Origin of the sequence: Mesorhizobium sp. WSM4976 (assembly GCF_029625685.1) — a bacterium.
GTDB lineage: Bacteria > Pseudomonadota > Alphaproteobacteria > Rhizobiales > Rhizobiaceae > Mesorhizobium.
The window spans coordinates 1-19782 of the sequence record NZ_JARTVT010000009.1 but is presented as its reverse complement, the minus strand read 5'-3'; the positions used below and the strand labels follow the sequence as shown (position 1 = coordinate 19782).

16 protein-coding genes are annotated in these 19782 nt (G+C 64.7%); 9 read left to right on the top strand and 7 right to left on the bottom strand.

Translation table 11 applies throughout. The features are described from left to right. Positions 1–14 precede the first annotated feature (14 nt). From uraH to P9272_RS12545, 5 genes are all read left to right on the top strand, one after another. Complete coding sequence (gene uraH / locus P9272_RS12565) at positions 15–389, top strand: hydroxyisourate hydrolase (RefSeq protein ID WP_278160789.1); 375 nt, start codon at positions 15–17, stop codon at positions 387–389. A 3-nt stretch (positions 390–392) separates the two neighbouring features. Further along, the gene (gene xdhA, locus P9272_RS12560) at positions 393–1868 is read left to right on the top strand and encodes a xanthine dehydrogenase small subunit (protein WP_278160788.1); all 1476 of its coding nucleotides are present in this window, start codon (positions 393–395) and stop codon (positions 1866–1868) included. Beyond that, a complete protein-coding gene (gene xdhB, locus P9272_RS12555) occupies positions 1868–4216 on the top strand; it encodes a xanthine dehydrogenase molybdopterin binding subunit (RefSeq protein ID WP_278160787.1) in 2349 nt (782 codons plus the stop codon). Before xdhA ends, xdhB begins: the two co-directional genes overlap by 1 nt. Positions 4217–4278: 62 nt before the next feature. Next, positions 4279–5181: a xanthine dehydrogenase accessory protein XdhC gene (gene xdhC, locus P9272_RS12550; protein WP_278160786.1), complete on the top strand. Its 903-nt coding sequence runs from the start codon at positions 4279–4281 to the stop codon at positions 5179–5181. A 135-nt stretch (positions 5182–5316) separates the two neighbouring features. Continuing rightward, positions 5317–6147, top strand: coding sequence for a PhzF family phenazine biosynthesis protein (locus P9272_RS12545; protein ID WP_278160785.1), 831 nt, complete (start codon positions 5317–5319; stop codon positions 6145–6147). A 3-nt stretch (positions 6148–6150) separates the two neighbouring features. Here P9272_RS12545 and P9272_RS12540 read toward each other — a convergent pair whose 3' ends face one another. From P9272_RS12540 to P9272_RS12530, 3 genes are all read right to left on the bottom strand, one after another. Beyond that, positions 6151–7401, bottom strand: coding sequence for an LLM class flavin-dependent oxidoreductase (locus tag P9272_RS12540; protein WP_278160784.1), 1251 nt, complete (start codon positions 7399–7401; stop codon positions 6151–6153). Further along, positions 7398–8363: an LLM class flavin-dependent oxidoreductase gene (locus tag P9272_RS12535; RefSeq protein WP_278160783.1), complete on the bottom strand. Its 966-nt coding sequence runs from the start codon at positions 8361–8363 to the stop codon at positions 7398–7400. The genes P9272_RS12540 and P9272_RS12535 overlap by 4 nt, the downstream gene beginning before the upstream one ends. Before the next feature lie 102 nt (positions 8364–8465). Beyond that, positions 8466–9386, bottom strand: coding sequence for a LysR family transcriptional regulator (locus P9272_RS12530; RefSeq protein WP_128259953.1), 921 nt, complete (start codon positions 9384–9386; stop codon positions 8466–8468). A gap of 132 nt (positions 9387–9518) precedes the next feature. Here P9272_RS12530 and P9272_RS12525 point away from each other — a divergent pair, with 132 nt between their 5' ends. The 4 genes from P9272_RS12525 to P9272_RS12510 all read left to right on the top strand — a co-directional run bounded on the left by P9272_RS12525 (position 9519) and on the right by P9272_RS12510 (position 13896). Further along, positions 9519–10745, top strand: a complete 1227-nt coding sequence (locus tag P9272_RS12525) for a urate hydroxylase PuuD (protein ID WP_128259954.1) — start codon at positions 9519–9521, stop codon at positions 10743–10745. Between the two features lie 2 nt (positions 10746–10747). Continuing rightward, positions 10748–12061, top strand: a complete 1314-nt coding sequence (guaD, locus tag P9272_RS12520) for a guanine deaminase (RefSeq protein WP_128259955.1) — start codon at positions 10748–10750, stop codon at positions 12059–12061. Between the two features lie 75 nt (positions 12062–12136). Further along, on the top strand, positions 12137–12640 hold the full coding sequence (locus P9272_RS12515) for a heme-degrading domain-containing protein (protein WP_278160782.1): 504 nt from the start codon (positions 12137–12139) through the stop codon (positions 12638–12640). Then, positions 12637–13896: a glycerate kinase gene (locus tag P9272_RS12510; RefSeq protein WP_278160781.1), complete on the top strand. Its 1260-nt coding sequence runs from the start codon at positions 12637–12639 to the stop codon at positions 13894–13896. The genes P9272_RS12515 and P9272_RS12510 overlap by 4 nt, the downstream gene beginning before the upstream one ends. Positions 13897–14029: 133 nt before the next feature. On the opposite strand, the gene P9272_RS12505 is transcribed toward P9272_RS12510, so the two are convergent. The 4 genes from P9272_RS12505 to P9272_RS12490 all read right to left on the bottom strand — a co-directional run bounded on the left by P9272_RS12505 (position 14030) and on the right by P9272_RS12490 (position 19622). Further along, positions 14030–15496, bottom strand: coding sequence for a UdgX family uracil-DNA binding protein (locus P9272_RS12505; protein WP_278160780.1), 1467 nt, complete (start codon positions 15494–15496; stop codon positions 14030–14032). Between the two features lie 2 nt (positions 15497–15498). Next, a complete protein-coding gene (locus tag P9272_RS12500) occupies positions 15499–16734 on the bottom strand; it encodes a putative DNA modification/repair radical SAM protein (protein ID WP_278160779.1) in 1236 nt (411 codons plus the stop codon). 87 nt (positions 16735–16821) lie between these two features. Continuing rightward, complete coding sequence (locus P9272_RS12495; RefSeq protein WP_278160778.1) at positions 16822–18228, bottom strand: glutamine synthetase family protein; 1407 nt, start codon at positions 18226–18228, stop codon at positions 16822–16824. Between the two features lie 11 nt (positions 18229–18239). Beyond that, a complete protein-coding gene (locus P9272_RS12490; protein ID WP_278160777.1) occupies positions 18240–19622 on the bottom strand; it encodes an aspartate aminotransferase family protein in 1383 nt (460 codons plus the stop codon). Positions 19623–19782: the final 160 nt, after the last annotated feature.

Here is a 19782-nt window from a genome sequence, read left to right as displayed (position 1 = left end):
ATGGGAGGCGGCCAGTGGCAGAAACGTCGAAAGCCGATGGTGGGCGCCTGACCACCCATGTGCTCGACACCGCAACCGGACGGCCTGCAAAAGGCCTGTCGATTGGGCTTTTCCGCATCGAGGGCCAGAATCGCACCCATCTCAAGACCGTGGCCACCAATGACGATGGTCGCTGCGAGGCGCCGCTGCTCGCCGGCTCCGATTTCCGCATTGGCGAATATGAGCTGGTCTTTGCCGCCGGCGACTATCTGCGCGGCCAAGGCATCAAGCTGCCGGAGCCCGCTTTCCTCGACATCGTGCCGATCCGCTTCGGCATGGCGGAAGCGCGGCATTACCACGTGCCCCTCTTGATTTCGCCCTATGGCTACTCGACCTATCGGGGGAGTTGAGACATGGCAGGGATCCGTAACGAGCTACGCTTCATTCTGAACGGCGGCGACGTAGCCCTGAAAGACGTCGCACCCGATGCGACGCTGCTCGACTGGCTGCGGCTCAACCGCTCGCTGCGTGGCACCAAGGAAGGCTGCGCGGAGGGCGATTGCGGCGCCTGCACTGTGCTGGTCGGCAAGCTCTCCGCCGAAGGGCTCGTCTATGAAAGCGTGAATGCCTGCATCCGTTTCATGGGTTCGCTCGACGGCACCCATGTTGTGACGGTCGAGCACCTGCGCGGCGACGGCAACCAGCTGCATCCGGTGCAGCAGGCGATGGTCGATTTCCACGGCTCGCAATGCGGCTTCTGCACGCCGGGCTTCGTCATGTCGCTCTATGCGCTCTGGATGAAGACACCCGACCCGTCCAACGCGGCGATCGAAAAGGCGCTGCAAGGCAATCTCTGCCGCTGCACCGGCTATGAGGCGATCATGCGCGCCGCGCACGCCATTTCGAGCTATGGCAAGGCGGCGAAGGACCCGCTGGCGGTGGAGCGCAAGGACATCACCGCGCGGCTGAAGGCATTGCGCGATGGCGCCAGGGTCGAGATCGGGTCGGGCAAGGCGCGATTGATCGTGCCCGCCAATGTCGACGATTTCGCCGCCGTGCTCGAGAAGGAGCCGGGCGCCACCATCGTCGCCGGCTCGACCGATGTGGGTCTTTGGGTCACCAAGCACATGCGCGACATCTCGCCGGCGGTCTTCGTCGGCGGCCTCGACGGCCTGCGCACGACGTCGGAGAAGGATGGCGTCATCACCATCGGCGCCGGCGTAACCTACACGGAGGCCTTCGAGACGCTGTCGAAGCGCATCCCGGCCCTGGGACCGCTGATCGACCGCATCGGCGGCGAGCAGGTGCGCAATATGGGCACGATCGGCGGCAACATCGCCAACGGCTCGCCGATCGGCGACACACCACCGCCGCTGATCGCGCTCGGCGCGCAGCTCACCCTGCGAAAGGGCAAGACCCGCCGCACGATCCCGCTCGAAACCTTCTTCATCGCCTATGGCAAGCAGGACCGTCAGCCCGGCGAGTTCGTGGAAACGGTCCACGTGCCGGTGCCGGCAAAGGGCACGAAGTTTGCGGTCTACAAGGTCACCAAGCGGCGCGACGAGGACATCACCGCGACGCTCGGCACTTTCTATCTGATCCTGGCAAAAGACGGTACCGTGGCCGACATCCGCATCGCCTATGGCGGCATGGCGGCGACGCCGAAGCGCGCTACGGCGGTCGAGAAGGCGCTGATCGGAAAGCCTTGGAACGAAGCGACGGTGGAGGCGGCGATGCCCGGATACGCCCAGGATTTCACGCCGTTGACCGACATGCGGGCGACCGCCGAATACCGGGCGCTGGCGGCGAGGAACCTTCTGCTGCGCTTTTATGTCGAGACGACCGGGACCAAGGCGCCGCTCCGGGTGTCGCGCAGCGAGGCGGCCTGATGACCAAGCATGTTCCGAACCTCAGGGCCCAGAAGATTTCGGGCGGTGTCGCCAGCGACCAGCGGCACGATTCCGCGCACAAGCATGTCAGCGGCACGGCGGTCTATATCGACGACATGCCGGAGCCGGCCGGCACGCTGCATGGCTGTCTCGGCCTGTCCGCTGCGACGCATGCGACGATCACGAAAATAGACCTGTCGGCGGTGCGCGCCGCGCCCGGAGTCGTCGACGTGCTGACGGCAAAGGACGTGCCGGGCGAGAACGACATTTCGCCCACCGGCCGTCATGACGAGCCGGTGCTCGCCGACGGGAAAGTCGAGTTCTACGGCCAGGCGATCTTCTGCGTCATCGCAGAGACACGCGAACAGGCCCGCCGCGCGACCCGGCGGGCCAAGGTCGAATACGAGCAGCTGCCCTTCGTCACCGACATCGGCGCGCTAGACCCGCGCAAGGACAAGCTGGTCACGCCGCCGCTCACATTGAGGCGTGGCGACGCGGCAGCGGCGATCAAGGCTGCGCCGCGCAGGCTCAAGGGCAGGATGCGCCTCGGCGGCCAGGAGCATTTCTATCTCGAAGGCCATATCGCCATGGCCGTCCCCGGCGAGGACCAGGACGTCACGATCTATTCCTCGACCCAGCATCCGAGCGAAGTCCAGCATATGGTGGGCCATGCGCTGGGCATCCCGAGCAATGCCGTCACCGTGGAAATCCGCCGCATGGGCGGCGGCTTCGGCGGCAAGGAAACGCAGGGCAACCAGTTCGCGGCACTCGCTGCGATCGCCGCCAAGCGCCATCATCGCGCGGTCAAGATCCGGCCCGATCGCGACGACGACATGACCGCGACCGGCAAGCGGCACGATTTCCTGATCGACTACGAGGTCGGCTTCGACGACGACGGCAACATCCTGGGCGTTGACTTCATGTTCGCCGCGCGCTGCGGCTTTTCCTCGGACCTCTCCGGCCCGGTCACCGACCGTGCGCTGTTCCACTGCGATAACACCTATTTCTGGCCGGCGGTGCACGCCCAGTCGGCGCCGCTTTATACCAACACGGTCTCCAACACGGCCTTTCGCGGCTTCGGCGGCCCGCAAGGCATGGTCGGCGCCGAGCGCGTCATCGACGAGGTGGCCTTTGCCCTCGGCAAGGATCCGCTCGAGATCCGCAAGAAGAATTTCTACGGCACCACCAATCGCAACATCACGCCTTATCACCAGACGGTTGAGGACAATGTCATCCAGCGCATCATCGCCGAGCTGGAGGCAAGCTCGGACTATGCGCGGCGGCGGCGCGAGATCGGTGCCTTCAACGCCAACAGCCGCTTCATCAAGCGCGGCCTGGCGCTGACGCCGGTCAAGTTCGGCATTTCCTTCACCGCCACGCACTACAACCAGGCCGGCGCGCTGGTGCATGTCTACACCGACGGTTCGGTTCATCTGAACCATGGCGGCACCGAGATGGGGCAGGGCCTCTATCTCAAGGTGGCGCAAGTCGTGGCGGAAGAATTCCAGATTGACCTCGATCAGGTGAAGATCACCGCGACGACCACCGGCAAGGTGCCGAACACCTCCGCCACCGCGGCTTCCTCGGGTTCCGACCTCAACGGCATGGCGGCGCAGAATGCCGCCCGTCAGATCAAGGACCGGCTGACCAACTTCGCTTCGGAAAAATATCAGGTCCCGCGCGACCAGGTGTTGTTCCTGCCCAACCGGGTTCGCATCGGCAACCAGGAGATACCTTTCGGCGATCTCGTCAAGCAGGCCTATATGGCCCGCATCCAGCTTTCGGCGGCCGGCTTCTACAAGACGCCCAAAATCCATTGGAACCGCGACAAGGGTGAGGGTCGTCCCTTCTATTACTTCGCCTACGGCGCTTCCTGCTCGGAAGTCTCGGTCGACACGCTGACCGGCGAATATGTGGTCGAGCGCACCGACATCCTGCATGAAACCGGCCGCTCGCTGAACCGTGCCATCGACCTCGGCCAGGTCGAGGGCGGCTTTATCCAGGGCATGGGCTGGCTGACCACCGAGGAACTGTGGTGGGACGACAAGGGCCGGCTGCGTACCCATGCGCCGTCGACCTACAAGATCCCGCTCGCCTCCGACAGGCCGAAAATCTTCAACGTCACGCTCGCCGACTGGTCGGAGGCGAACGAGCCGACCGTGCATCGCTCCAAGGCCGTCGGCGAGCCGCCTTTCCCGCTTGGCATGTCGGTTCTGCATGCGCTTTCCGACGCCGTCGCGAGCGTCGAGGATCACAGGATCTGCCCGCGCCTCGACGCGCCGGCAACGCCTGAACGGGTTCTGATGGCGATCGAGCGCCTGAAGCGGGAAGCCGCAAACCCGGCCTGAATCTGCCTAAACGTGCAGATCGAGGCGCAAAACGCTATATTTCCAGGATGGAAATGCGGACGATGAACTCGAAAGTGCAAAGCCTGAAGGCGTTCCTCGGCCAAACTGGCCGTATAGCGCTCGTCGAGGTCGCGGCCACCAGGGGTTCGACGCCGCGCGAGGCCGGCGCCTTCATGCTTGTCTCGACATCGGCCATTTTCGGCACGATTGGCGGCGGCCAGCTCGAATATATGGCGATCGACAAGGCGCGCCAGATGCTGCGCTCTTCACCTCGGGACAATGGGGAGAGTGGGCCGGCCCGCATCGAGGTCGATGAGGTCTGCGCCACGTTTGAGGTCCCGCTCGGGCCGGAAATCGGCCAATGCTGCGGCGGCCGCGTCGAGGTTTCGATCCGTCTCGTCGATGAGTTGCTGGAGCAGCAGCTGATTGCCAACGCTCAATCGGAAGAGGCGCGTCTTCCCCACGTCTATCTCTTCGGCGGTGGCCATGTCGGCCAGGCGCTGGCCGCGTCGCTGGCGCTGCTGCCCATCCACGTCGTCGTCGTCGAAACCCGATCCGAGGCATTGGAAGGTATGCCGGAAGCGGTGGAGACTCGGCTGACGCCGATGCCCGAAGCTGTGGTGCGCGAAGCGCCGGCCGGCTCGGCCTTCGCTGTCCTAACCCACGACCATGCGTTGGATTTCCTGATCGTCGCCGAAGCGCTGAAGCGCGACGACACCGCCTATGTCGGCATGATCGGCTCCAAGACCAAGAAGGCGACCTTCAGGAGGTGGTTCCTGAAGTCCGTCGAGGGCAGCGAAGCTGAGTTCAACCGCCTTGTATCGCCGATCGGCGGCAATGCGGTGAAGGACAAGCGCCCGCCGGTTATCGCCGCACTTGCCGCCGCCGAGATCATGACGGCGCTGTTCTCGCATGCGGCGCGAATGTCCGGCGCGAATGCTTTCGAAAAGGCCATGGACGGCTGACGTCTGACTGCGCTCCCTGGGGGCGCCAAAGCTGACAGCTATGACTGCCGCTCACAGCTGCTCGTCGCTTTCTTCGTTTCCCAATTCGAGTTGAACCGTGTTTTCTGCGCGCCTGACCAATACGAGGCGAGAGACATGGATGTTTTGCGCATAGCAGCCTTTTCGGACGGCAACACCGGAGGCAATCCCGCCGGCGTGGTGATCGGCGAGGTCTTGCCTGACGCGGCCGACATGCAGCGCGTCGCGGCCGAAGTGGGCTTCTCGGAAACCGCCTTCGCCGCGCCTGAAGGCGAAAGCTGGCGCGTGCGTTATTTTTCGCCGGAGTCGGAGGTGCCGTTTTGCGGCCATGCCACCATTGCGCTCGGTGCGGCGCTGGTCAGGAAATTCGGCCGCGGCATCTTCAAGCTGAGGCTCAACCAGGCCAACATCACCGTCGAAGGGTTTCGCGACGGCGCCAACTTCGCCGCGGCGCTGCAGTCGCCGCCGACGCGCAGCCGGCCGGCTTCGTCGGAACTGGCGGGCGAAGCGCTCGCCTTGTTCGGCTATGAGCCGGGCGATCTCGATCCCGCCATTCCGCCGGCACTGGTCCACGGCGGCGCCGATCACCTCGTGCTGGCGCTGAAATCGCGCAAGGCGTTGGCTGCGATGGCTTACGACTTGAAGCAAGGCCAGTCCTTCATGCGGCGCGAAGGCTTTGTCACCATCCTGCTCGCTTATGCCGAGACACCGCGCCTCTTCCACACGCGCAATCCCTTCGCTTCCGGCGGCGTCTACGAGGATCCGGCGACAGGCGCCGCCACTGCGGCCTTCGCCGGCTATCTGCGCGATCTCGGCTGGCCGCATGGCGGCGCCATCGACATCGTCCAGGGCGAGGATATGGGTATGCGCTCGCGCCTCCATGCAGACATCCCGCCGGCTCCCGGCAGCTCGATCAGGGTGTCCGGAACGGCCAGGTTAATGGATTAGATCCTAGATCGGCCGTTTCAGGCCGAGATGTTCGCGCAAAGTGCGGCCTTCATAGTCCTTGCGGAACAGGCCGCGCCGCTGCAGCTCCGGCACCACCAGTGTCGCAAAGGCGTCGAGCTCGCCAGGGAACCAGGATGGCATCACGTTGAAGCCGTCGGCCGCGCCGCCTTCGAAGCGGACCTGCAATTCGTCGGCGATCTCTCTGGCCGTGCCGACCACGCGCCAATGGCCCCGCGCGCCGGCAAAGTAACGCGCGAGCTCGCGAATCGAAAGCCCGTCGCGGCGCGCCTGCTCGACGACCAGCGCCTGTCGGCTTTTCATGCCCTCGCTCTCCGGCAGTTCGGGCAGCGGCCCTTCGATCGGGTAGCGGCCGAGGTCGGAGATGCTGAGATAGCTGGAGAGCAGCGCCACGCCGACATCGTCGGGAATCAATTCCTGCAGCGCATCGTATTTCGCCTGCGCCTCAGCTTTCGTGGCGGCGACGATCGGCGCTACGCCGGGCATGATCTTCACATCGTCCGGCTGGCGTCCGTAAGCGGCGACCCGCCCTTTGAGATCGTCATAGAAGGCCTTGGCTTCCTCGAAAGTCTGCGCCGCCGAGAACACGACATCGGCGGTGCGCGCGGCCAAATCCTTGCCGTCGTCCGAGGCGCCCGCCTGCACCATCACCGGCGCGCCTTGCGGCGAGGGCGGTATGTCGAGCGGGTCTCGCACCGTGAAGCTTTCGCCATCATGGCCGGCAGGCTTGCGGTGCCAGAGCCCGGTCGTCACGGTGGCGAACTCGCGCGCCCGCGCATAGCGGTCGGCATGCGGCCGCAGCCCCGTCGCGCCGAAATTCGCCGCCTCGATCGGGCTCGCCGAGGTGACGAGATTCCAGCCGGCCCGCCCGCCGCTCAGATTGTCGAGCGAGGCAAACATGCGCGCCAGCTCATAGGGTTCGTTGTAGCTGGTCGATGCCGTCGAAACGAGGCCGATGCGATCCGTCTGCGCGGCCAGCGCCGAAAGCAGGCTGATCGGCTCGAAGCCGATTGAGCGCGACGTCTGGCTGGCGATCTGGACATTGGCCTCGCGCAAGCCGGCCGCATCCTCGCAGAACACCATGTCGAACTTCGCCGCTTCGGCCGTGCGGGCAAGTTGTATGTAGTGGTCGATGTCGATACCGGCCGTGACATGCGCGTCCGGGTGACGCCAGGCGGCGATATGGTGTCCCGTCGCCCAAAGGAAGAGGCCGAGCTTCATTTGGCGCGCGGTCATTTTGCGCCTCCTTCGCCGAGCCCAAGACGCGCGCGCAACGTCGCGCCCTGCTGGCCCCGGCCGGCGAGGCCGTGGCGTTGGAGTTCCGGCAAGACACGGTCGGTAAAACTCTGAAGCGCCGTGACACCAGCCGGCAAAACAAGATTGAAGCCGTCACAGCCACTCGAGCCCGGCAAGATTCGAAGCCTGTCGATAGGCGGCTCGGATTCAATGGCGATCGTCAGCAGCACCTTCACGACTTCCGGTTGGCGGCCGGTGGCAAGCGCTCGGCGTCTCAAGTCGGCGGTCGCAGCATTCGCGGCCTCGGCCGATTGTTCCTCGACCAGGATGATGTCGGCGACGCGGCTCGCGAAATCGCGATCGGTCTCGCTTAAGCCGGACATGACCAGCACAGGCGTGTCCTGCGGCGAGCAGGCGACATTGAGCGGCCCGCGGACCACGAAGAACTCGCCCTTATGATCGAGGAAATGCATCTTGTCGGGATCGTGGAACCGACCGCCCACCTTGTCGAACAGCAAGGCATCCGCGTCCCAGCCCTGCCATAACCCCTGGACGATGCCGATATATTCTTCCCCGCGGCGGCGGAAATCGTGATCGGAGAACCCTTCCGGGCGGCTGAAATTCACTGCCTCGCGCGGGTTCTGCTCCAGCGTGGCGTTCCAGCCGATGCGGCCATGGCTGATGATGTCGAGCGAAGCAAACCGGCGCGCCAGATTGTAGGGCTGGTGCGCGAGCGTCGAGGCGCTGGCCACGAGCCCGATCCTGTTGGTCACCGTCGCCAGGGCGGCCAGCAGTGTCGTGGCTTCGAACAGGCTGGTCGATGGCACATCGGCGGAGTCGGAAATGATGACCATGTCAACGCCCGCCCCTTCCGCCTTCCGCACGAAGGCGCTGATTTGGCCGAAGTCCGGGACGTCTCGCCCGTCGGTCGTGGCGATGTTTAGAGAAACGGCGAGATGCATGCGGTGGCCCATTTGGCTGCGGGCGACGTCTCGCAGCCATTCGGCTACCAACCTAGGCCGGCTTTCGCGCAAGGCAACCGGCGCGGGTGGGCCACGCGGCTATCACTTTCCAGCCAGAATATCCTTGATCAGCCGCTGGCAGCGCTCGGCCATGAAATCGAGCAGCAGCCGCACCTTTGGGTCCTGCAGCTTCTTGTGCGGATAGACGGCGGCGAACTGCACCGGCGTCGGTGGCGTCTGGGGCAGTATCACCTTCAGCCGCCGGTCGCGGATGAAGGGCTCCACCTCGAAACGCGGCTTGTTGATGATGCCGCGCCCCGACAGCGCCCAGCCGGTCAGCACGTCGCCGTCGTCGGTGTCATAGGGCCCGTGCACCTCGAATTTCTGTGGGCCGGTCGGCGTCTGCAGCGTCCAGACATATTCGCGCGCGCCGGCATAGCGCAGCATCAGGCAGTCGTGCTTCCTGCCGACCAGTTCCTGCGGCTCGGCCGGTTCGCCGCGCGCCTCCAGATATTTCGGCGCCGCCACCAGCACGCGCTCGCATTCCATGATGCCGCGCATCCTGAGGCTGGAATCCTCGATGATGCCGAGGCGGAAGGCGACGTCGATGCCTTCCTTCATGATGTCGACATTGTGGTCGGAGAGCCTGAGCCGCACCTCGATATCGGGATATTTGTCATGGAAATCCGGAATGCCCGAAGCGATCAGCCGGCGGCCAAGGCCGAGCGGCGCCGTAACCCTGATCGTGCCGCGCGGCTGGCCGGAAAGCGCTGCGACCGCCGCTTCCGCCTCGGTGATCGCATCCAGCACCTGCTTGGCGCCGGTGTAGAACACCGTGCCGTGCTCGGTCGGCATCAATTGCCTTGTCGTACGGTTGAACAGCCGCACGCCCAGATGCTTTTCCAGTTCCTTGATCCGGTTGGAGGCTACTGCCGGCGAAATGCGCATGTCACGCCCCGCCGCCGACAGATTGCCGAGCTCGACGACGCGGACGAAGACGGCAATGTTGTCGAGATAGGCCATGTGTGGCTCTCAAACGGCTATGAAGGGTAAGCCTAGTATTTTACATTTTTTTTTGAAAGTCATCGCGCACCTCGCCTCTTTTCGTTTCGGCGCGAGCCCGTAAAGTCGCTCTCATCGGCAGGGACGAGTGCAATGACGGATTTCGCGATTTTCTGGGACTGGCTGAGTTTTGCAGTCCGCTGGCTGCATGTCATCACCGGCATCGCCTGGATCGGCTCGTCTTTCTATTTCGTCGCGCTCGACCTCGGTCTGCGCCAGCGCCCCGGCCTGCCCGCCGGGGCCTTCGGCGAAGAGTGGCAGGTGCATGGCGGTGGCTTCTACCACATCCAGAAATACCTGGTGGCGCCCGCCGAGATGCCGGAGCACCTCACCTGGTTCAAATGGGAGTCCTACGCCACCTGGCTGTCGGGCTTCGCCATGCTCTGCGTGGTCTACTATGCCGGCGCCGATCTGTTCCTGATCGACCCCAATGTGCTCAACATATCGGCGCCGGTCGGCATCCTCTTGTCGATGGCTACCATCGGCGTCGGCTGGGTCGTCTACGACCTGCTCTGCCGCTCGCCGCTGGGCAAAAGCGACACCGGGCTGATGCTGGTGCTTTACTGCGTGCTGGTGTTCATAGCCTGGGGGCTTACGCACCTCTTCACCGGCCGCGCCGCCTTCCTGCATCTCGGCGCCATCACCGCCACGATCATGTCGGCCAATGTCTTCATGGTCATCATCCCCAACCAGAAGATCGTCGTCGCCGACCTGATCGCCGGCCGCAAGCCGGACCCGAAATACGGCAAGATCGCCAAGCAGCGCTCGCTGCACAACAACTACCTGACCTTGCCGGTCCTGTTCCTGATGCTGTCGAACCATTACCCGCTGGCGTTCGGGACGCAGTTCAACTGGGTTATCGCCTCGCTGGTCTTCATCATCGGGGTGCTGATCCGGCACTATTTCAACACGGTCCACGCGCGCAAGGGCAACCCGACCTGGACATGGCTCGGTGCTGCCGTGCTGTTCATGATCATCGTCTGGCTCTCGACGGTGCCGAAGGTGCTGACCGGCGAGCCGAACACCTCCGCCGCTTCGGCCGCCGCCCAGGTCTATATCGCCTCGGCGCATTTCCCGGCGGTGCGCGACACGGTGCTTGGTCGCTGCTCCATGTGCCATACGGAAGAGCCGGTTTATGAAGGCATCTACCATGCGCCGAAGGGCGTGCTGCTCGACACCGACGAGCGCATCGCCGAGCACGCGCGAGAGATCTACATCCAGGCCGGCCGGGCGCATGCCATGCCGCCCGCCAACGTTACCCAGATCACCGACCAGGAACGGGACCTTCTGGTCGCCTGGTTCGAAGGCGCCGGAAAGTAAGCATGACCTCAAAACTTCTGCGCGGCCGCACGCTCTCCTTCCTGCGCTGGCCCGAAACGGTCGACGATCATTCCGCCTGGCGCTACGAGGAGGATGGCGCCCTGTTGATCGAAAACGGCAAGATCGTTGCCGCCGGATCTTATGCGGAAGTCCTGAAGAAGGCGGGCGCGAGCGTCGAGACGATCGACCATCGCCCGCATCTCATCCTGCCGGGCTTCGTCGATGCCCACGTGCATGTGCCGCAGATGCAGGTCATCGCCTCCTACGGCGCCGAGTTGCTCGATTGGCTGAACAAGTACACCTTTCCCGAAGAGTCGAAATTCCAGAACGCGCAACACGGCCGCCGCATCGCGCGTCTGTTCCTCGATGAGATGCTGCGCCACGGCACGACGACAGTGGCTGCCTATTGCTCCGTGCACAAATCATCGGCCGAGGCTTTCTTCGCCGAGTCGCATGAACGCAACATGCTCAACATCGCCGGAAAGGTGATGATGGATCGCAACGCGCCGGACGGTGTGCGTGACACGCCGCGGAGCGGCTATGACGATACGAAGGCGCTGATCGCCGAATGGCACGGCAAGGGCCGTCAGCTCTACGCAATCACGCCGCGCTTCGCCATTACCTCCTCGCCCGAGCAGATGGAGATGGCCGGCGCGCTTTGCCGCGAGCATCCCGACCTCCACATGCAGACGCATCTGTCGGAGAACCACGCCGAGATCGCCTTCACGCAGGAGCTTTATCCCTGGTCGCGCGACTACACCGACGTCTATGAACACTACGGGCTGTTGGGCAGGAAAAGTCTGTTCGGCCACTGCATTCATCTTTCCGAACACGAGGCGAACGCCTTGTCGCAGTCGGGGTCGGTCGCGGTGTTTTGCCCGACCTCCAACCTCTTCCTCGGCTCCGGCCTGTTCGACTATCAGCGTTACCGCCGTCGCGAGAATCCGCTCAGGATCGCCGCAGCCACGGATGTCGGCGGCGGCACCAACTATTCGATGCTGCGCACCATGGACGAGGGCTACAAGGTGATCGCGCTGAACGGCGAGAAGCTGAACCCCTTCCAGTCCTTCTGGCAGCTGACGCGCGGCAATGCCGAGGCGCTATCGGTGGCCGACAAGGTCGGCACGCTGGACGAAGGCACCGACGCCGACACCGTCGTGCTCGACGCCCGTTCGACGCCGGGCATGCGGCTCAGGATGGAAACGGTCGAAACGCTGGCCGAGGAACTTTTCCTGCTGCAGACGCTGGGCGACGATCGCGCCGTGCGCGAGGTCTATGTGGCGGGCCGTCCGGCGAAGAGCGCGATTGTCGCATAGATTAAATGCGCTGGTCGCTTGACCCGGCGTCAGCCATCGGCCAAAGCGTGCGTCGACATTGACAGGGGAAACGCCATGGCCACCGCCGACGACATCGCTCTGATCAAAAAACAGGAAGCCACGCTGGTCTTCGCGGCCTTCGACGAGGCCGTCGCCTTCAAGATCGGCTCTGCCATCCGAGACAGGGCTTTGAAGGAAGACCTGCCGATCATCGTCGACATCAGGACCTTCGACCGGCCGCTCTTCTACGCCGCCATGCCGGGCTCTAACGCCTCCAATCCCGATTGGGCGCGGCGCAAGATCAATGTCGTGAAGCGCTATCTGCGAAGCACCTACCGTCTTGTGCTGGAGCAGCAGCGTCCCGACCGCACCTTCAAGGTCGGAGAAGCGCTTGACATCGCCGATTATGTGCTCGCGGGCGGCGGCTTTCCGGTCACGGTGAAGGGCGCGGGCGTCATCGGCGTTATCGCCGTTTCCGGCCTGCCGGAGCGCGAGGATCATGGCGTCGTCGTCGATGCTCTGTGCGCCCTCCTTGGCATCGATGCGAGCGGGCTCGCGCTGCCGCCGGAAGAAAAATGACCGATCCGAAAAGCTTTCTCACGTCGATCTTCTTCGCCGCTGTTGCCGCCGCCGACCCGAAAAAGACGATCCGCAATCATCTGCCGGCGAAGCCGAAGGGCCGCACCATCGTCATCGGCGCCGGCAAAGGCTCGGCGCAGATGGCGGCGGCCTTCGAGAAGGTCTGGGACGGCCCGATCGACGGCCTTGTCGTCACGCGCTACGGCTATGGCGCAAGATGCGAGCGCATCGAGATCATCGAGGCGGCGCATCCGGTGCCGGACGCCGCTGGCCTCGAAGCCTCGCGCCGGCTGCTGGAGAAGGTGCGGGGTCTGACCGCAGACGATCTGGTGGTGGCGCTGATTTCCGGCGGCGGCTCGGCCCTGCTGCCGTCGCCTGCTCCCGGCCTGACCCTGGCCGACGAGATTGCCGTCAACGAGGCGCTGCTTGCCTCCGGCGCGCCGATCGCGGCGATGAACACCATCCGCAAGCATGTCTCGACCATCAAGGGCGGACGCCTGGCTGCTGCCGCTCACCCGGCGCGCGTGGTGTCGCTGGTGGTTTCCGACATTCCAGGCGACAACCCGGCGCTGGTTGCCTCGGGACCGACCGTTCCCGACACCGGCAGCCGCGAGGATGCTCTGGCCTCGATCGCCGCTTACGGCATGAAGCTGCCCGCCTCGGTCATGGCGCATATCGGGTCGCCGGCCGCCGATGCGCCGCGCCCCGACGATCCACGCTTTGCCGGCAATGAGGTTCACTTGACCGCCTCGGCCGGTGTGTCGCTGGAGGCGGCCGCCGCGGAAGCGAAACGGCAAGGCATCGAAGCGGTTATCCTGTCCGATGCAATTGAGGGTGAGGCCCGCGAGGTCGGCGGGGTCCACGCGGCGATTGCCCGCGAGGTGGCGACCCGCAACCGCCCCTTCCAGAAGCCCGTTCTGATCCTGTCCGGCGGCGAGACCACCGTTACACTCCGCGCCAAAGGCAAAGGCGGCCGCAACTCGGAATTCCTGCTCGCCTTCGCCATCGGCATCGAGAGCGTGAACGGCATCCACGCCTTAGCCGCGGATACCGACGGCATCGACGGCTCGGAGAACAATGCCGGCGCCTTTGCCGACGGCTCGACTGTGTCGCGCATGCGTGCGGCCGGCGTCGATGCCAAGGCGATGCTTGCCGGCAACAACGCCTGGACCGCTTTCAACGCGGTCGGGGATTTGTTCGTGCCGGGTCCGACGGGCACGAATGTGAATGATCTGAGGGCAGTCCTGGTTAGGTAGCGCGGAGCCCCACAGAGGTCGTCATTGCTCCGCCCGTCGATGAGAAGCGATGGACGTTTCGGCGAATCGCAGAGGTCGCACGACCGTGCAACGGCATCCGCCGGTGCGAGCTCCGATAAGGGACCTAAATCGATCACGACCCCATCAATTCCCTCACCTTCCGCATATCCCGCAGAAACCGCTCCTTCTCGGCCTCCTTGTCCTCTTGATCGCGGATGCGCAGGATGAAGGAGGGGTGGATGGTGAGAAATACGCGCAATCCATCCTCGCGCTCGACCACTTCGCCGCGCATCTTGGTGATCGGCACCGCCTTGCCGAGCAGCGACTGCGCGGCCGTCGCGCCAAGCGCCACCACGAGGTTCGGCTTGATGAGATCCAGCTCCTTGTCCAGCCACCAGCGGCAGGCCTGGATCTCGCCGGCGTTGGGCTTGGAGTGGATGCGCCTTTTTCCGCGCGGCTCGAATTTGAAATGCTTGACCGCATTGGTCACATAGACCTTGCGGCGGTCGATCTCGGCGTCGTCCAATATGCTGTCGAACACCTTTCCCGCCGGCCCGATGAAGGGCTTGCCGGCGAGATCCTCCTGGTCGCCGGGCTGTTCGCCGACGAAGATCACAAAGGCGTTGTCCGGCCCTTCGCCGAACACAGTCTGCGTCGCGTCGCGCCAGAGCGGGCAACGGCGGCAGCCTTTCGCCTCTTCGCGCAGCTCCGGAATGTCTTCGGCCTCTGGCGCCACCACATCGGCTGGCTCGGGCGTCGGCCAGTGCTTGGCCTTCACCTTGGCATGGTGCGGTGCTGGGCTGGTTGGCATCCGGTCGATCATGGCTGACGCGGCTCCGTCCGCTCCTGCTATCAGATCTGGAATGAGCGAGGCCTCGGGAAGGTTCCGCCAATATTTCTTGGGCATCTCCTTCTGCATCGCCTTCACCTTGAGCCGGGCGGGATTGAAGATGTTTTCGAAATAGGTCCGCCAGAGCGCCTCGGCATCGTCTTGCGCCGGCGCGTCGCGCCTGGCCGCACCCGGCCCGATCGCCAGCCGCTCGCCGTCCCAGTCGGCCGAGGCAAGCGGGGTCAGGATCGTCCAGCGCATCCCGGTGAAACGGCGCACGAAAAAATCGGCATTGCGCTCGACGATGAAATGGTCGGGCTCGAACCACGCGACATAGCGCTCGTCCGCGCCTTCGCCGATCTTCCGGAAGCGCACGAAGGCGCGCATCTTGTGGATGTCGCGGTGCACCGCCTTCTCTATCGCCTCCAGCCGCCGGATATCGGGATCGGTTGCGATCGAAAGCAGCTTCGGCTCCGAGCGCAACCGCCAAAGCAGCCGGTAGAGCAAGCTGAAGCGCTCCGGATCGCAATGGCAGATCACCGTCTCGGCGCGCTCGACGAAGTCGCGCGGCACGACCAGCCGCGCATCGGCTTGCGCAGCCGGCAAATCGCTGGCGCCGTCTTCGCCATCCGGCTCGACCTGCCACGCGACATCTTCCGGCGGAATATCGTTCGTCGCCAGCCGCCGCGCGGCATCCCGCCAGCCGGCAAAATCGGTCTGGCTTTCGAGTCGGACGACATGGATGGCGAGGTTGAGTTGGGCTCTTGCCATGGTCAGAACAATGAAAGCTGCTCGCAGGAACGGGTGATCACCTGGCGCAAACCGGCCTTGTCGGTCAGCGCGCCGGGCGACCAGCCCTCCGCGATGATGAAGGGCCGCACCTTGTTGACCGAATGGCAAAGCCGGCTCACATCCTCCAGCCGCAGCCGGCGGTGGCGGCGTGTCTCGATGATCCTGTCGATCACCTTGGTCCCGAGCCCGGGCACGCGCAGCAGAGCTTCCCGCTCGGCGCGGTTGACGTCGACCGGGAACCGGCCACGGTTGCGCAGCGCCCAGGCAAGCTTGGGGTCGATGGCAAGGTCGAGCATCCCGTCATTGCTGCCTGCCAGGATCTCCGGTTGCGAGAAGCCGTAAAAGCGCATCAGCCAGTCCGCCTGGTATAGCCGGTGCTCGCGCATCAAGGGTGGCTTCTGCAATGGCAGCGCAGAGGACGAATCCGGGATTGGGCTGAAGGCGGAGTAGTAGACGCGGCGCAGGTGATAGCTGCCGTAAAGCCGGGCGCTGGCGCGCAAAATGCCGTCGTCGGAGGTCCTATCGGCGCCGACGATCATCTGCGTCGACTGGCCGCCCGGCGCGAATCGCTCGCGCTTTCGGCTCTGCAGCGTCGGCTCGCCCTTCTCCTCGATTTTGCAGCGCAGCTTGGCCATCGAAAGCCGGATCCTTTCCGGCTTCTTTTCCGGCGCCAGCTTCTTGACGCCTTCGTCCGTCGGCAGCTCGACATTGATCGACAAGCGGTCGGCATAGAGGCCGGCTTTCTCGATCAACTCGGCCGATGCCTCCGGGATGGTTTTCAGATGAATATAGCCGCCGAACTTTTCCTCGATCCTGAGCCTGCGCGCCACCTCGACCATCTCGCCCATCGTCTCGTCCGGCGAGCGGATGACGCCCGAGGACAGGAACAGCCCCTCTATGTAGTTGCGCCGGTAGAAATCCATGGTGAGCTTCACCACCTCCTCGACGCTGAAGCGAGCGCGCCGCACATTCGAGGAGGAGCGGTTGATGCAATAGCTGCAGTCGTAGATGCAGAAATTGGTCAGCAGGATTTTCAGGAGCGATATGCAGCGCCCGTCCGGCGCGTAGGAGTGGCAGATGCCGGAACCCTCGGTCGAACCGATGCCGCCCGATCTCAGCGAGTCGCGTTTCGCTGACCCTGACGACGCGCAGGAAGCGTCGTATTTTGCGGCATCGGACAGGATCGCCAGTTTCTCGCGGACGGAAAGCACAGCCATCTGTTCATGATATGTTCCAGAAATGCAATTGGCTATAACTTTTGATTGCCGTCGGCAAAACGTGATCGCTTGGCTATCGGGCGGGCCTCACACCTCGTGCAGATAAAGGTGGTAGTCCAGCTCGCTGACGGTGCGGGCGACGCGCAGATATTCCGCCTGCTTGATCGCGACGAAGGTGCGATGCAGGTCGGGGCCGAGCGCCGACTTCAGGAAATCGGAGCCCTTGGCTGCCTCGATTGCGGCGCGCCAGTCGGCCGGCATGGTCGATCTTTCGCTCGCCTGCTCGTAGCCGTTCCCGGTCGTCTCCGGCCCCGGATCCAGCCCCTCGTCGAGGCCCTTGACGATGCCGGCCAGCACCGTCGCCGCCACCAGATAGGGATTGGCGTCGACGCCCGACGGCCGGTGCTCGATGCGCCGGTTCCTGGCATCGCCCGCCGGCACGCGCAGCGCCACCGATCGGTTGTTGACGCCCCATGTCGGTGCCACCGGCGCATAGGATTGCGAGACGAAGCGGCGCCATGAATTGGCGTGGGGCGCAAACACCAGCATCGATTCCGCCATGGTGTGGATCAACCCGCCAAGCGCATTGAGCAGCTTCGGCGACCATTTCTCGCCGGCAGCCTCGGTAAAGACGTTTTTGCCGGCGTCGTCCTGCAGCGAAACATGGAAATGCATGCCCGACCCGGCATAGGCCTCGATGGGCTTGGCCATGAAGCAGGCGGTCACGCCGTGCCGCCGCGCTTGCGCCCTCACCAGCCGCTTCAGCATGATGAGGTCGTCGGCTGCTCGCATCACGTCCTTGCGGTAGTTCAGCGTCAGCTCGTACTGGCCGGGCGCATATTCGGAAATGACCGTTTCGGCCGGAATGCCTTGCGCCTGGGCCGCGGCATAGATGTCGGAAAACAGCGGCTCCATGCCGTGCAGATGGTCGACCGAATAGACTTCCGTCTTCGCCGAACGGCGCCCGTCGAGCACCGCGCGGGCAGGCTGCACCTTGCCGTCCGCGTCGCGCTCGTTGGACAGCAGGAAAAATTCCAGCTCGAAGGCGCCGGCCGGATGCAGGCCGCGCGCCGCCAGCAGTTCCACCTGCCTTGCCAGCACCAGCCGCGGGTCGGAGGTCATCGGCTGTCCGTCGAGATGGTACATCGACATCAGCACCTGGCCGCGGGCCGGATTGGTGCCGTAGAGCGGCACCAGCGTGCCCGGGATCGGCCATGCCCGCAGATCGCCGTCGCCGGTGTCCCATACCAGCCCGGTTTCGTGCACATCCTCCCCGGTGATGTCTAGGCCGAGGATCGAGATCGGCAGATGCCGGCCGTTCTCGAAAATCCCCATCACCTCGTGCCGGCGCACGATCTTGCCGCGGCCGATGCCGTTGGCGTCGGTGAGCACGATGTCGAACGCCTCGATCTCCGGATGCGCGTCGAGAAAGGCCTTCGCCTCGGCGGGCGTCGAGCCGGAAGGGGACATGGTAACGGCGTTCGGATTGTCCATGGCCGCTTTTCTCACGCCGTAAGCCGGGCCGCAACCGCGGCGAAGGCGGCGATCAGCCGGCTCACCTGCGCGGAAGTTGTCACCGGCGAGATCAGCATCATGTTGTGGAACGGCGCGATCAGCACGCCGCGATTGACCAGCGCGACATGGATGGCGGCTTCCAATTCCGGCGCATGCGCCTTCTCGGCCTCGCCGCCATTATGCAGCGGCCCGGGCGCGCAGATGAATTCGACGCGGGCGCCGACCCGCGCGACATGCCAGGGCAGCTTGTTTCGTTGGATGACGGCGGTCAGCCCCGCATCGAGCCGGCGCGCCAGCCGGTCCATATGGGCGTAGGCATCCTCCGTCATCACCTCTTCCAACGTGGCGCGCATCGCCGCGAATTGCAGCGGATTGGCGGACAGCGTCGTGCCCATGCCGGAATAGCCTGGCTCCTTGGTCCGATTGTAGGCGCCGTAGCGCGTGGCGACCCCCTCGCTCATCCCCCAGATGCTCGCCGGCACGCCGCCCGCCACCGGCTTGCCGAGCACGAACAGGTCCGGCTCCAGCCCGTGCTTGCGTGTGTAACCGCCGGGTCCCGTCGAAATCGTGTGCGTCTCATCGATCAAGAGCAGCGTGCCGGACGCTCGGGTCAGGCGCCGCAGCGCGTCATGGAAGCCTGGATCCGGCAGCACCATGCAGGAGTTGGTCAGCACCGGCTCGGTGATGACACAGGCGACGTCGCGGTCCGCAAGCGCTGCTTCCAGGGCTGGGATGTCGTTGAACTCGACGATCTTCGTCGCCCGCGTCAGGTCACGGAACTCGCCGGCCAATCCGGGCCGGTTCACCGGCTTGCCGTCGATCAGCCGCACCATCGTCTCGTCGACCGAGCCGTGATAGCAACCATTGAAGACCAGGATCTTTTCGCGGCCGGTCACGGCGCGGGCGACGCGCAGCGCGAAGCGGTTGGCGTCGGTGGCGGTCGTGGCGATCTGCCAATAGGGCAGGCCGAAGCGCTGCTGCAGGAGTGGGCCGATCGCCAGCGCATCCTCGCTGGGCAGCATGTAGGTCAGACCCCGGGCCGCCTGCCGGCGTATGGCGCGCGCGACCGCCGGCGGCGAGTGGCCGAGCATCGAGCCGGTGTCGCCCAGGCAGAAATCGTCGAGCCTGTTGCCGTCGATATCGGTGATGGTGGCGCCCTTGGCGCCGTCGACCAGGATCGGGAATGGCGTCGGCCAGTCGGTCATCCAGTGCATCGGCACGCCGCCGAGGAAGCCGGCGATGCCGTTGCCGAGCTTCGCCTCGGAGTTCAGCCGCGCCTTGCGGAAGGCGGCCGCCTCCGTCTCGCGCAATTCGGCGATGCGGGCGATGTCGATGCCGCCGATGGAATTCCTGGAACTGTCCGATGCCTGCATGAAAACCCCTGTGTTTCGCGCGGCACTCTGCCCATGGCTTGGCAAAACTGCAATTGGCCGTGGAGGGGGCGGGCGTTGGGGCAGGCAGTAGGGCAGTAGGGCAGTAGGGCAGTAGGGCAGTAGGGCAGTAGGGCAGTAGGGCAGTAGGGCAGTAGGGCAG

Coding starts and splice junctions, on each gene's coding strand:
- xdhA (WP_278160788.1), top strand. CDS start 393: ATGGCAGGGATCCGTAACGAGCTACGCTTCATTCTGAACGGCGGCGAC.
- xdhB (WP_278160787.1), top strand. CDS start 1,868: ATGACCAAGCATGTTCCGAACCTCAGGGCCCAGAAGATTTCGGGCGGT.
- xdhC (WP_278160786.1), top strand. CDS start 4,279: ATGAACTCGAAAGTGCAAAGCCTGAAGGCGTTCCTCGGCCAAACTGGC.
- P9272_RS12545 (WP_278160785.1), top strand. CDS start 5,317: ATGGATGTTTTGCGCATAGCAGCCTTTTCGGACGGCAACACCGGAGGC.
- P9272_RS12540 (WP_278160784.1), bottom strand. CDS start 7,401: ATGACCGCGCGCCAAATGAAGCTCGGCCTCTTCCTTTGGGCGACGGGA.
- P9272_RS12535 (WP_278160783.1), bottom strand. CDS start 8,363: ATGCATCTCGCCGTTTCTCTAAACATCGCCACGACCGACGGGCGAGAC.
- P9272_RS12530 (WP_128259953.1), bottom strand. CDS start 9,386: ATGGCCTATCTCGACAACATTGCCGTCTTCGTCCGCGTCGTCGAGCTC.
- P9272_RS12525 (WP_128259954.1), top strand. CDS start 9,519: ATGACGGATTTCGCGATTTTCTGGGACTGGCTGAGTTTTGCAGTCCGC.
- guaD (WP_128259955.1), top strand. CDS start 10,748: ATGACCTCAAAACTTCTGCGCGGCCGCACGCTCTCCTTCCTGCGCTGG.
- P9272_RS12515 (WP_278160782.1), top strand. CDS start 12,137: ATGGCCACCGCCGACGACATCGCTCTGATCAAAAAACAGGAAGCCACG.
- P9272_RS12510 (WP_278160781.1), top strand. CDS start 12,637: ATGACCGATCCGAAAAGCTTTCTCACGTCGATCTTCTTCGCCGCTGTT.
- P9272_RS12505 (WP_278160780.1), bottom strand. CDS start 15,496: ATGGCAAGAGCCCAACTCAACCTCGCCATCCATGTCGTCCGACTCGAA.
- P9272_RS12500 (WP_278160779.1), bottom strand. CDS start 16,734: ATGGCTGTGCTTTCCGTCCGCGAGAAACTGGCGATCCTGTCCGATGCC.
- P9272_RS12495 (WP_278160778.1), bottom strand. CDS start 18,228: ATGGACAATCCGAACGCCGTTACCATGTCCCCTTCCGGCTCGACGCCC.
- P9272_RS12490 (WP_278160777.1), bottom strand. CDS start 19,622: ATGCAGGCATCGGACAGTTCCAGGAATTCCATCGGCGGCATCGACATC.